Annotated in this window: 12 protein-coding genes; all 12 read right to left on the bottom strand. The window is 54.6% G+C overall.

Annotation, left to right across the window (positions count from 1 at the left end):
- Positions 1-83: 83 nt before the first annotated feature.
- The gene (locus tag FYJ63_RS00275; RefSeq protein ID WP_154542638.1) at positions 84-263 is read right to left on the bottom strand and encodes a DUF6903 family protein; all 180 of its coding nucleotides are present in this window, start codon (positions 261-263) and stop codon (positions 84-86) included.
- The gene (locus FYJ63_RS00270) at positions 260-1,207 is read right to left on the bottom strand and encodes a carbohydrate ABC transporter permease (RefSeq protein WP_154542636.1); all 948 of its coding nucleotides are present in this window, start codon (positions 1,205-1,207) and stop codon (positions 260-262) included. The genes FYJ63_RS00275 and FYJ63_RS00270 overlap by 4 nt, the downstream gene beginning before the upstream one ends.
- 10 nt (positions 1,208-1,217) lie before the next feature.
- On the bottom strand, positions 1,218-2,210 hold the full coding sequence (locus FYJ63_RS00265; RefSeq protein WP_154542634.1) for a carbohydrate ABC transporter permease: 993 nt from the start codon (positions 2,208-2,210) through the stop codon (positions 1,218-1,220).
- Positions 2,211-2,287: 77 nt separating this feature from the next.
- Positions 2,288-3,649 (bottom strand): carbohydrate ABC transporter substrate-binding protein, encoded by a 1,362-nt coding sequence (locus FYJ63_RS00260; protein ID WP_154542632.1) that lies wholly within the window; start codon positions 3,647-3,649, stop codon positions 2,288-2,290.
- Between the two features lie 100 nt (positions 3,650-3,749).
- Positions 3,750-6,005: a 1,3-beta-galactosyl-N-acetylhexosamine phosphorylase gene (gene gnpA, locus FYJ63_RS00255; RefSeq protein WP_154542630.1), complete on the bottom strand. Its 2,256-nt coding sequence runs from the start codon at positions 6,003-6,005 to the stop codon at positions 3,750-3,752.
- Between the two features lie 121 nt (positions 6,006-6,126).
- A complete protein-coding gene (locus FYJ63_RS00250) occupies positions 6,127-6,282 on the bottom strand; it encodes a copper homeostasis protein CutC (protein WP_277027519.1) in 156 nt (51 codons plus the stop codon).
- Positions 6,283-6,359: 77 nt separating this feature from the next.
- A complete protein-coding gene (locus FYJ63_RS00245; RefSeq protein ID WP_154542628.1) occupies positions 6,360-7,067 on the bottom strand; it encodes an N-acetylmannosamine-6-phosphate 2-epimerase in 708 nt (235 codons plus the stop codon).
- A 59-nt stretch (positions 7,068-7,126) separates the two neighbouring features.
- The gene (locus tag FYJ63_RS00240) at positions 7,127-8,059 is read right to left on the bottom strand and encodes an ROK family protein (RefSeq protein ID WP_154542626.1); all 933 of its coding nucleotides are present in this window, start codon (positions 8,057-8,059) and stop codon (positions 7,127-7,129) included.
- A gap of 54 nt (positions 8,060-8,113) precedes the next feature.
- Positions 8,114-9,031 carry a dihydrodipicolinate synthase family protein gene (locus FYJ63_RS00235; RefSeq protein WP_154542624.1) on the bottom strand — a complete coding sequence of 306 codons (918 nt, stop codon included), beginning with the start codon at positions 9,029-9,031 and terminating at the stop codon, positions 8,114-8,116.
- On the bottom strand, positions 9,024-9,929 hold the full coding sequence (locus tag FYJ63_RS00230; protein WP_154542622.1) for an ABC transporter ATP-binding protein: 906 nt from the start codon (positions 9,927-9,929) through the stop codon (positions 9,024-9,026). Before FYJ63_RS00230 ends, FYJ63_RS00235 begins: the two co-directional genes overlap by 8 nt.
- Positions 9,926-11,914 carry a dipeptide/oligopeptide/nickel ABC transporter permease/ATP-binding protein gene (locus tag FYJ63_RS00225; protein ID WP_420846005.1) on the bottom strand — a complete coding sequence of 663 codons (1,989 nt, stop codon included), beginning with the start codon at positions 11,912-11,914 and terminating at the stop codon, positions 9,926-9,928. The genes FYJ63_RS00230 and FYJ63_RS00225 overlap by 4 nt, the downstream gene beginning before the upstream one ends.
- Before the next feature lie 173 nt (positions 11,915-12,087).
- Positions 12,088-13,071 (bottom strand): ABC transporter permease, encoded by a 984-nt coding sequence (locus FYJ63_RS00220; RefSeq protein WP_154542620.1) that lies wholly within the window; start codon positions 13,069-13,071, stop codon positions 12,088-12,090.
- Positions 13,072-13,117: the final 46 nt, after the last annotated feature.

Genomic DNA, 13,117 nt, shown 5'->3' with positions numbered 1-13,117 from the left:
CTTGGGCGGTTACTCTGGCACAAAGTAAGTTTAACGGAGAGTCAGAGTAACTGACACGAAGAGAATTCCCCTCAAGCAGCTAATTATTTATGGCGACGATTGTATAGATATAGCATTATGAGAATTCCGGCAAGACCAAGCAACATAATACCCAGCCCTTTCCATCCGGGAATGGTGTTGCCGTAAACAACAAGCCCAATGCATAACAAATACATTACCGCCCCGATGGCGATACGTAAGACCGTAGCTGTTTTTTCGCTCATTTGATACCACCTCCTGTGGAAACCTGCAGTAGTTTCTTCTGCACGATGATATAGAAGATAATCACCGGGATAGCCACAATTACCATACCGGCATATAAACGACCGTAGTTGGTAGCTGAATGAGCAGTACTCATCAGGTTAAGCATACCGACCTGAACAGTTTCTCGATCCCCGGTGAGAAGTGTCATGGAGATAACATAGTCGTTCCAGTAGGAAAGGAAATTGAAGAGCATAGCCATGGAAATGGCGGGTTTTGCCAGCGGGAAGAAAATTTGGACCATTGTACGTCCTAGGCTTGCGCCATCGATCATGGCGGCCTCTTCGTATTCTTTTGGAATAGCGGCGAAAAAATCCTCTAGAAGGTAGATAGTGAACGGCAGTGAGGTGGCGCCGTATACGAGAGCCAGGATAAAAATGTTGTCGATAAAGAATCCTGAGGGCAAGAACTGCCGAATGACCTGATCTGCGCCAATAAGGAGCAAAAAGATTGGAACGACAATATAATTCACGTTTACGAACAGTAAGCCTTGGACGGCAAGCTGCAGGATTTTTTTCCCCGGAAAATCGTAGCGGGCGAGAGCATAGGAACATGGCAGCGCCACGCACATGGAAATCACCATTGCGGTTGCAGTCACGATTACGGAGGTAAGGAAAGACTGTCCAATGCCGGAATCTATGAAAGCATCAACGTAATTTTGGAAAAAAAGACCTTTAGGCCATGTCCAGGGGCTGCCGTAGAACTCTGACTGCTGTTTGAATGATGCTACCAGAACCCAAATCGAGGGGACAATAATGGTTAGAGACACGATGAACAGAACGATGTGGCTCAAAATCCGGCCCACTGTCCACTTGTCTTTATTGTTCCGCCTGTGAGTAGATTTGTGAATCTGTTGTGCAGATGAATCAATAGGCTGTAATTGCGTAGCTTCTTGAACTTCAGACATGTTTTTCACCTTAGCCGTACTGAATAACTTCACGTTTAGTAACGCGGCTCACAATCAGTGAGAGCGCGAAGGAGAATGTGAATGTGACAACGCCTATTGCCATACCGTAACCGAACTGGGAATTGTCAAAGGCCTGATTGTAGAGATATCCCAAAAGCACTTCCGAAGACCCGTCAGGTCCGCCACCTGTCATAGCGCGAACGATGACGAAAGAAAGATTAATGGAAGAGATAATAAAGAACGTTAGTGTAGTGCGAATATTGCTCCAGATTAGGGGAATAGTGATCACGAAAAGCTGGCGTATTCGCGACGCGCCGTCGATCCTGGCCGCTTCATAAATGGAAGAGTCTACCCCTGCCATTGCCGACATATACATCACCATGTAGTAGCCGCAAGACTGCCATAGCATCGCAAAAGCTACCGAATAGATTACTATACTCTGGTTGCCTAGCCACGACTGGGTGAGATTGCCCAGTCCGATTACCTGCAACACCGAGTTGAGCAGTCCGTCATTTTCGGAATAGATCGCGGAGAACATGGCGGCAATAATCACCATCGAAAGAATAGACGGCAAATAGAGAATGAAACGAATAAAGCCGCTACCGAGAACCTTAACTTGCACCAAAATAGCTGCAAATATGACTGCAGTCGGCAGTGTTACTGATGTCACCACCACCAGCAGCAGTACTGTGTTTTGAAAAGCCTCGATGAACTTCATATCCTCGAAAAGAATTTTGAAGTTATTCAGCCCAACAAATGTCTTATCTGGCGAATACCCACCCCATTTGAAAACCGACATTTGGAATACCTGTATAGTCGGCAGCACGATGAAAATAAACATCAATATCGCAGCAGGAAGGGAGCACAGAAAAGCAAAACGCTTCCTACCCCCGTTATTTCCAGGCTGTTTCGGCAACGTCGAATCAGTGTTCGACAAAACACCACTATTGCGCGGGGAATTTTCGACGGCTTCAACCGCTAACTCTCCTCCAGATTGCGTCATGAGCGACCCTCCCAAGCTGAGGGTGAACAAATGTCCACCCTCAGCTTTGTTTCAGAAGTGTTCAAACAGTGTGAGACTTACTTAGCTTCACGAAGTTTGTCGGTAGTTGTCTTGATATCTGCGCTCCATTCGTCGAGAGACTTTTTACCGGAAGCAACAGAATCAATTGCGACATAGACGGAGTCCTTGAAAGAAGCACCCTCAACAGTCTTGGCGAGCGGTCCACCAGCAACAGCCGAAACACCCTCAGCATTCATCATGTCAAAGAATGCCTTAACTCCGGGGTCAGAAGCTGCGGCAATAGCCTTTTCGGCAGCGCCATCCACCGGCTGAGCTGCACCAGCAGAAGCGAAAATATCTACAGCTTCATCAGAGTACAGGAAAGCGATGAAGTCTTTCGCGGCGTCAGCGTTCTTCGCCTGAGCGGGGATCCAAATGTTCTCTACGAAAGAAAATGCGTAACGCTCACCACCCTTTTCAAACGCGGGAGCGGGAATAACACCCCATTCGAAACCATCAGTACGCGGAGCATCTTTCATCTCGTTAACAATCCAGTTTCCGTTAGGCATGAAAATCGCGGTGCCGTCGAGGATAGCCTGTTGATTCTTGACGAAGTTCTCTTTGTTAGCATTACCAACAGTAGAACTCAGCAGGTAGTCACTCGAAACCAATTTAGACACAGTCTCCAGTGCTTTCTTAGCGCCATCGGTATCCCATGCGCCCTCCTTATAGTTGGCAATATCGCTCCACAAATCCGCACCGCCAGCATTTGCGATTAAGGAAGGCAGAGCCGAATCGAAGTATCCGGCCACGGGATAGGTAAACAAGGCAATTCCCTTTGCGCGAGCAGCATCGCCCAAAGCAAACATTTCATCCCATGTGGTCGGAACCTCCCAGCCGTTGTCAGCTAAGAGCTTCTTGTTGTAGACCAGGCCGTTAGGCGCAAAAAACAGCGGGGCAAGATAGGTATCTTCGCCGCCCAGAGGATTCGTTGCAGTACCGCCAAGCAGACCCGGAAGCAACTTATCCTTTACCGTGACGTCTTCACCAGGAACTTTCATGTCGAAGACATCATTAATCTTCATCACCGCACCTTCGGAGAGGAGAGTTTCGGTGAAACCGGATTTTTGCCCTGTTGAATAATAGACGACATCCGGATAGTCTCCAGCCTTCATGCCTGGGGCAATCTCTTCGTTGATGGTTTTAGAAATCGTCATGTCAACATCAACATCAGGGTTCTGCTTTTCGTAAGCAGCAACTACCTTGTCCCACACTTCTGTGCCGTAGCCGCCTTCAAATGCAGCGAACTTGAGAGTGGTTTTACCGCCCTCTGAACTTGTTTTGCCGCTATCCGTAGAGGAGCACCCAGAAAGTGTCATCACTAATGCTCCGGCGGCGACCAAAGCAGCCGCGGATTTAATTTTTGAGGAGAACTCCATATTGTTCAGCCTTCCCTTTCTCTTGAATGTGGACACCATAGCCACACGTTTTTACTTTACTCAACTAAGCCTCGAAAAACTAGGTTTTTACCCTGTTTTCTTAGACATCTATCCAGACCGAATCGCTGGCATTGACTTTAACGTTCATATAATGTTCGCCAGACAGAGATGATTCCACATTTTGTGCGCAATTGTTGTACACAAACAGTTTGCGCGCCTCGGGATAGTATGCAACTTCAAGGCGGGGATCCGCGGACAGATAGTTTTCTGCGACCCGATCCTCGGCGTGTCCCGCCCAGTAAATTGCACGGAAAAGTATCCGTGAATTGATGTCGTTGTAAGGCAAACCCGCTAAATACACAACACGACCGTTTCCAAAATCTCGTGCCGCGAGATCTACCGAGCCGTCAATGAACTGGAGGACCTCCGTGTCTCGGCAAACCGGCACCACAAACCCAACTCCGGGGCCGACATCCACCAGGGCCTGGTCGCGTCCGGGAAGGGGCTGCGGCTCAACCTCGAGAGCATTGATTTCTTCTAGTCCCCTGCCGCGACTGGGGCCATCATCAAGACCCTCAAGAATGAAATGGCTTTCCACCACATCGACATAGCGGTCTGTGGACAGAGAAAATCCGCGCTCTCTATCCACCCCGTAGACGTCTGACAACTGGAAGTAGGCTCCGCTTCCGGGAACATCCACTGCCGAGGGCTCCCCGATTCCAATCAGTCCGCCACCTTTCGCGACAAAGTTTCGCAAGGCCGCCGCGATTTCCGGGCGCGCCCAGTAGGACCCTCCGGAGAAGGCAGTTCCTGCCCCGCCGGCATTGATGACCACGTCTACCTGTTCGAGTGCTCCGTTCAAGACGTCGTCAAAGTTAATGAACTGGACGTCGAAGGGCAAGCCTGCTAGGGCTTCCAAAACTCCTTCATAGGCGTATGTCTGCATATAGGGCTTGGCGTGCGCCACCATCGAAGCCATCCAGGAGCGACGCTTACCCCAAGCATTCAATACCGCGACCTTCACCGAGGCATTCGCGGGACGCGCTCCCCCGCTCACCTCATGCAAGGAGCGAAACTCCTCGGTGATCTCTCCGACTCGTTCAATGAATTTCGGGAATTTCAAAGGTAGGGAGAGATAGCCGCCGTATCCCATCCGATCCAGGGGTGAGCGAACAATCGCGCGCCTCGCTTGGCTCCACCGCAGGTTCAGCTCCGGCACGGGATCTGCGCCATCGAAGAAAACATCCGGGAAAAAGTACGGCAGGAAACGCCCCTCGTGGTATTTCACTCCGGGAATGTCCGAAATCATGCGGCAGGTCGTGGCCGATCCAACAGATCCGACCACTGCATCAAGGCCGATAGAGGCAAATTTGTCGCAGTATGGTTCAGTGCCAATCCAGTGGTCACCGAGGAACATCATGGCCTCTTTGCCCGCAGCATGAGTCTTTTCAACAAGGACTCGCGCCCGTTCGGTCACGAAATCACCAAGGGAATCGATCCAATCGAGAAACTGTTTTCGCGGAACCCGGAAAGCCGAGTTGTAATACCCCTCGTCAACAAAATCTTCGGGCGTTAAAGCGTAGCCGTACTTTGCTTCAAAATCGCGCAAAGCTGCTTCCGACACTGACCCGAGGTAGCCGAACCATTCGACCATTTTTTCCTTCTGGCGGTCATTAAACAGCAGCGTGAATTGGTAGAAAAAGGTCGTGAACCGCACCACATCCACCTCGGGGTGTGACTCCAGCCAAGAGTCCATTCCAGCCTTGACATATTCCCAAGTCTCAGGATGCCTGATGTCGTAGGGTTGTTCGCGCACTCGATCCGGCTCATTCTCCCAGTGGTTCGTAATGTAGTTATACATTTGCACCGGATCCCAGTTTTGCCACGCCAGGAAATCTACTGTGTAGACGTGACCCTCCTCAGGCGCTGACACGGTAACTAACGCATCTGCGCCAGTTCCCGCGAGACTCCAGGCCGAGGCCGGTAGGGTCTCGCCGGTCGTACGGTCAATGACTTGCCAAAATTTCTCGCGGTCTGCTTCCGTAGCCGGTTCTACCTGCAGGTCAAGGTAGCCTTCCATGACGCGAATCTCCAGCGGGCCGCTATTAAGGGCGGGCTTCCGCTCACTCATGAGGAAAAATTGAGGGCGGTCTGCCGGATGAGCGTGAGCCCACTCGTTGTCTCCCCGCCCCACGAAGTACGTCTCATAGACTTTCGCGTCGAGTTCCTTGGCAATCGGCGGCAGACTGGTGCCATCCGAGTTTCGCACCGCGTCGGCTCCCCACAGGGAGGCCACCCGCAGCACCTTATCATCTATGCCGTTTTCTATCGGCAAAGTCACACGTCCGGTACTCATTGTTGAGTCCTTTCTCTCTAATCTATTCAGCAATGACCCAAAAACCGGGCTTGACGCACGTGAGTTTCTACGATTTCACGAAATGAGAAACCGGCACGATGGCATCAGGATCGGTCGCGGATTAACTCGAGGGGATTCCGGAGGCTTTCTCGACCATCCCAATGGAGGGGGTGAGCCCATCCAAATCCAGGCCGCTGGAGAGTTCCACCCGATCAATTTGGTTTTCTAAAGCCAATCTGACCCCGTGTAAGTCCTGAACCGAAAACTGTAGCTCCACGCTTTTACCTCCATTTTCGAGCGCTTGGTATCAGAATACCTTTGTCCTGGCCTTTTGAGTTTAAAATGGGTGAGAACTTACGGCTTTTTGAGGGCATCCACGTACCATCCGGTGATGCGCTGGGGGTGGGTGATGGCTGTTCCTACGCAGGCAAAATGAATCGGGAATTGGTAGACCTCTTTCAATTCCTCAGGCGAGTGGATTCGCCCCTCGACCACGATGGGCCGCTTCACGCCGAGACAGAGTTTCTCGATGAAATCAAGATCCGGACCCGAGGTTGAGGTGCGCGAATAGGGGTAGTCAGCGGGGGTGTATCCAGCCAGAGTTGTCCCAATCAGATCCGCTCCCGCGTCTTCCGCTGCCTTCGCGTCTTCCAGGGAGGCACAGTCCGCCATCACTGCGACCTGCGGGAATTCCTCGTGGAGAGCCGTGACGGCATCAGCAAAGGTCTCCCCTTGACCGCGCTGACGCAAGGTCGCATCAATGGCGACTATATCGGCCCCGGCGTTCACACAATTTCGGGCATGGGCAATGGAAGGCGTGATGTAGACTCCCTCGTGGCCGAACTTGATGAGGCCGATGATCGGCACCTCCACGGCTTGACGTACCGCGATCAAATCCGCTACCCCTTGAATCCGCACGGCGGCGGCTCCCCCCGCCACCACGGATTGCGCGACCGCGGCGGTGATATCGGCGCGCCGCATGGCATCGCCGGGATAGGCCTGGCAGCTCACCACAAGCTGTCCTTTGAGGGAATCAATGAGTTGTTGACGTGTCTCGTTCATGAGTTTTCCTCTTTTCTTTCTCGAACGTTTCTCGAGCCTTGCTCGGCTTCAACAATTGCTTATCCAAGAAAATCCCAAATATTCTTCGCCGCCCCCACTAGGGCGGCCTGGTTTCCGAGCTGGGCTTTTTCCACGGGAATATCCCGCAAGGCATCAACAAGCTGGCCGCGGTAGGCTTCGCGCAAGGGCTCCCACCAGATTTCTCCACTATTAGCCAGTCCCCCGCCGACAATAATCATCTCCGGGTCGAGAATGTTGACTAGAGAACCCAAGGCGCGACCGGTCTCCGCCCCGACCTCGCGGTAGGTTTCCGCGGCCAACTCATCACCGGCCAGCGCGCGCTGCTCGAGTTCTTTCGCGCCCCCAACTATCGGATCCCCGCCTTTTTCAAGGTACCACGCGTATAGTCCCGGACCGGAGGCCACCGCCTCCAGATGTGGGGTGTTTCTCCCGCAGGTGCAGGCCCTGCGGGTGGGCAGTAGCGTCGGCAGATGTCCAAAGTCACCAACGGTACCGTGGGGGCCAACAATAATATCGCCGTGAACCATGATGGCGCCGCCAATTCCGGTTCCAAGCGCCATCATGGCAAGGTTGGCCTTACCAGCACCGGCGCCTTTCCAGGCTTCCCCGCGAAGATGCGCATTAACATCGTTTTCCACCGTTACGGGAAGACCCAAAGCCGCTTCCACCAGGTCCGCTAGCGGAGTTCCGACCCATCCCAAGATGGCGTCAGTGGAGCCGATGATCTTTCTTCCGCCGGGGTCAACCACTCCGGCAGACCCAATGCCGATGCCGCGGACACTAACTCCGCGGACCTCCCCGACCTCGATAAGGGACTTAGCGAGCCCGATAACCGCATTAGCCACAGCCGTTCCGCCCTCACGGGAAGGAGTGTCAACACGGTCATGGTCGTGGAGGCTCCCCTCCAGGTCAGCTAGCGCTCCCGCGATCTTGGTCCCGCCAAGATCGATGACTGCTACCTGTGATTCCATGGGGAGCCTCCTACCAGTGGTGAATGCAATTTCTATAGTTTTGCGAGAAAGCGGTCAGTTCAACAAGTCAGCTTCACGAAGAACCGCGCGAACATGCTCGATGTTCTCGCCGCTAAGGGCCTTAACCGGTTGAGGCATTTGATTAGTTTCAAAAATCCCCAACAGCCACAGCGCCGTCTTGAACGAACCGATACCGGCACCAAAACCGCCGACACCTTTGACGTTCACGATTCGCATCAGCCGCGCGAGACGATCCTGCTCGGACCGAACGGTTTCCCAATCTCCGGCCTGATAGGCCTGCCATTGTTTGACGTAACCGGCAGGGTCAACGTTACCGAGTCCCGGCACGCACCCGTCGGCTCCCGACATATAGGCACCGTCCACCACGACCTCGTGTCCGGTCAACAGGCTCAAGGGGTGGCCTGCATCCTGATTATCCAAGGCAAGCTGGCGGAAGGCCACGTCATCTCCTGAAGAGTCTTTGACTCCCGCGAGAACCCCCTCTTTGCCGAGGCGAAGCATGAGGTCACCGGGGAGTTTCGTGTGGACACAGACCGGAATGTCATAGGCCCAGACCGGAACCGGAGAAGCCTCAGCCAACAGCCGGAAGTGTTCCTCGACTTCGGTCATGGTTTGCAGGGCATAGAAAGGCGCGGTGGCGACAACCGCATCGGCTCCGAGGTCAACCGCGCGTTTGATGTGTTCAATCACGCGGTTCGTTTCGGTGTCGATGACTCCCACGAGAATGGGGACCCGACCGCGGTTGAATTCCACTGCGGCCTTCACGATTTCGTCGCGACGGGCATCGGTGGAGAACACGACTTCGGAAGAAGATCCGAGGACAAAGAGCCCATCAACCCCGCCTCCAATCAGATGCTCGATGAGTTTCTCGTAGGATCCCTTGTCGAAACGGTAGTCCTCATGCAAGGGGGTAACGACTGGGGGCACAATCCCCCGAATGGTTTTACTCATGGTTTTCCTTCTTTTCTTCAATGGTTTGAGGAATAGTGGGCTCAGTTTCCGCAGACCCCAAATCAACACCCTTCGGGTGTAAGAGGCTCGGAGCGGCCCCGAGCAGGGTCTTGGTGTAGGGGTCTTTCGGATGGAAGAACAACTCGTCAGCGGGCCCTTCTTCCACCACCCGTCCGGCATTCATCACGGCAATCCGATCCGAAACATAGCGCACGGTTTGGATGTCGTGTGAGATAAACACCATCGCCAAGCCTTCTTCTTTCAGCTCCGTCAAAAGGTTCAAGATTTGGGCCCGCACCGACACATCCAAGGCGGAAGTCGGTTCGTCAGCGATGATGACATCGGGTTGCAGGCTCAAGGCGCGAGCAATGGCGACACGCTGGCGTTGCCCGCCGGAAAGCTGTCCGGGCAGGGCATCTAGAGCCGAGTTTGGCAAGCCCACCTTGCCGATGAGTTCATGTACCCGCGCATTTTGCTCCGCAGGACTGCCGCGGTGGTGGACCCGCAAGGGGTCAGCCAACTGGTCACGCACACTCATGCGAGGGTTCAAGGCGGTAGCCGGATCTTGGAACACGACCGAGACTACTTTCCCGATCATGCGCCGTTGCGCCGCGGAGCGCTTGGTGACTTCTTGTCCCTTGAAGAACACCCTTCCGGCGGTCGGTAACTGCAGCCCACACATCACGTTAGCGGTGGTGGACTTGCCGCAACCCGACTCCCCTACAATCCCGAGGGTCTTACCGGGGAGAACCTGCATACTCACTCCGCGCACGGCTCGAACCTTATTGGGGTGAATCAAAGAGCCGGTGCGGGTTTTGAAGGTAACCTCTATGTTTTGCAAGTCGATAATCGGGGTCACTCCCGAGGTGGTGTCTGGACTTTGAGTGACTTCGCTCATTTCGCGACCTCCTTTCCTTCGTGATACTCAGGCGCGGGCTCGTAGACCCCCGCTTTGGCCGGCAGTGCTGCGTAGACGTGGCGCGGGCCGACGGGACGCAAGACCGGACGGATATCCAGGCCGTAATCGGGGTGGGAGGAACGCGGCGCGAAACGGTCGCCGGAGGGGAAGTCCTTCGGGGAAGGCACCGTGCCGGGAACCTGGTGGAGCCGACCTTGACCGGATTCGATAGAAAGCACTGCGCCGAGAAGTCCGCGAGTGTATTCGTGAATCGGGTTCGTCAAGAGCTCGGAGGTGGTGGCTTGTTCCACCACTTGACCGGCGTACATGACGGTAATCGAGTGGGCGACTTCCGCCACGAGCGCGAGGTCGTGGGAGACGAAAATCATGGCGAAACCGAGTTTCTCGCGGAGCTCGTTTAGGAGCGAGACGACCTGTTTTTGGACTGTCACGTCCAAAGCCGTGGTCGGCTCGTCGGCGATAACCAGCTTCGGGTCGCGGGTCAAAGCCATAGCGATCAAGACACGCTGACGCTGGCCCCCGGAGAGCTCGTGGGGGTAGGATTCCAAGGTTCGTTTCGGATCCAGACCCACCAGTTCCAGCAGCTCCTCGGCGCTGCGGGTTCCACCGCGAGAAGTGAGCTGTTTCATCTGGGCTTTAATGAGCATGGCTGGGTTCAAACTCGACAGCGCATCTTGATAAATCATCGCCATCTCGTGACCGAGCAGAGCCTGGCGCTCGGCGGGTTTCATCTTCAAAAGATCTTGGCCCTGATAGAGGATTTCCCCGCTGAGCTCGGCTTTCGAGTCGATAAGTCCCATAATCGACAGGGCGGTAATCGACTTGCCACAGCCGGATTCCCCGACGAGACCCATGGTTTCTCCCGGGCGCACCGAGAAAGACACGTGGTCGACCACATTGGTGTCCCCGTGGCGCGGGAACTTGATGGACAGGTTCTTCACTTCCAGCAAGGGCTCCGCCGTGGAGGCTGCAATGAAGCGATCCTTTCGTCTTACTTCCACATTGTGTAGGGCATCAAGCCTGGCCTGGAGGCTTTCGGCTTGCGCCTGGTAGGCCGCACGCGGATCCATCAAGAGCCGGTCGGCTTCGCGCTCGGCAGAAGTCTGTTCCACCTTTACCGGAGCGGAGGCCGGAGCCGCCACCATCGCGTCGGTGATGCCTTCGGAGAGAATGTTCAAACACAATACGGTGATCATGATGAGCAGGCCGGGGAACAAGGCGGTCCACCAAGCTCCGCGGAGAATCGAACCGGAGCTTTGCGCCTCAGACAGGACATTGCCCCAGGTGGAGACCATGGCCGGTTGGAGACCGGAACCGATAAAGGTAAGCGAAGCCTCCAAGATAATCGCATCAGCCACCAGGACGGTTGCGAAAACCAGGACGGGAGCGGCCGTGTTGCGCATGACGTGTTTGATGAGAATCCACGGGGCTCTCGCTCCCGAGACAATCACTGCCCTCACGTAGTCCTCACCGTAAGCCGCCATGACATTGGCGCGCACAATACGCGCAATTTGGGGCGTATAGACGAAGGCGATAGACCCGATGATGACCCCCACCAGGCCAATCTTGTTGCCGGGATCGAACAGGCGGGAGAACACGAGAACCGTGACCGCGGCCATAGCGATACCGGGGACAGCCATGATGATGTCCAAGATACGCATGATAACTTCGGAAATCCATTTGCGGACCACTGCCGCGATGGAACCGATAATGGCTCCGAAAATCAGGGCAATCAGCGAAGACAACAGGCCGATAACCATCGAGTAGCGTCCGCCATACAGCAGGCGTGTAAAGATGTCACGGCCCGCATAGTCGGTTCCGAACAAGTGGTCGCCGTTTGGCGGAGCCAAAATTGCGTCTGTGGAGACGAAGTCCGGAGAGTACTTGGCGAAGAACGGCCCAATCAGGGACAGCAACACCATGAAAAGCAGGACAAAGACCGAGATTCTCGAACCCCAGGACATGGCGCGGAACCGATAGAAGTGTTGCTTCTTCGGGCGAGCTTCGGTCTCGGGCGCCAAGGGAGCAGCATTTGCGCCGTTGGCGGCGTTCGTTTCCACTGCGACAGCTTTCGCCTCGAGGGAATCAGCGTCTTTAGGATTAGAAATCGTGGGATCTGACATTTTATACCTCTCTTTCATACCGACCGGATTCGCGGATTAATCAACAGGTAGAGCATGTCTACGATGATGTTTACGATGATGAAGGCCAAGGCCACCACAAGGGCAGCGCCCTGGACAACCTCGACTTGGTTTTGTTGAATCCCTTGGACGAGAACCTTACCCATGCCTTGGATTCCGAAAATAATCTCGATAACGACCGCGCCACCCATCAGGTAGCCGACGCGAAGGCCGAGAACGGTGACGGGAGTGATAAGGGCGTTTCGCAAGACGTTGCGTCCAATCACGATGGGTTTGGGGATGCCCGCGCCGAGGGCGGTACGAACATAGTCGCGGTCGAGTTCTTCCACCACGGATGTTCTCACCACGCGAGTCATCTGGCCGATAACTGGAACCGCCAAGGTCAGAGCAGGTAAGAACATGCGGGAAAGCCATCCACCTAAGTCCGCTCCGGGACCGAAAAGCGGCGGCAGCGGACCGGCGACCATGCCGGGGAAAATCTGGAGACCGATCAAGACGAGCATGGCGCCAAGCCAGAAAGATGGGGTGCCGATAGACACCACGGAGAGCACCCGAATGAGCTGGTCGGGCCACTTGTCGCGGTAGATAGCCGCGAGGACGCCGAGCGGGAACGAAATAATCACGGCGATGATGAGCCCGAAGAAAGTGAGCTGAAGGGTTACCGGCAGGGCGGGGCCAATCAGTTCGCCGACTGAGTTGTTGGAAACCCCGTAAACTCCGAAGTTTCCGTGCAGTAGCCCCACGAGGTAGTTGAAGTAGCGAATCAGAAGCGGAACAGGGGTGCCATCGGCGTAGGTGTAGCCGTGGGCGATACGGAAAGCCCGAACTTGCGCTTCGTTAGTGGCGTTGTCACCAAGGGCAGCATAGGCGGGATCCGTCGGGGAAAGAGACATGATGAAAAAGACCAAGAAGGTGACACCGATTGCCATGATTGGCAGTGCAATAAGTCGCCGTCCTATTAGCCTTAAGAGATTATTCAAGGCTTCACTCCTTTGTGAGAAGACTACGGAACATGCAGGAAAATAA

Origin of the sequence: Mobiluncus porci, assembly GCF_009695935.1 — a bacterium.
Classification (GTDB): Bacteria; Actinomycetota; Actinomycetes; order Actinomycetales; family Actinomycetaceae; genus Mobiluncus; species Mobiluncus porci.
Note: the sequence above shows the minus strand (reverse complement) of the source record. Positions and strands in the feature narration are given on the sequence as shown.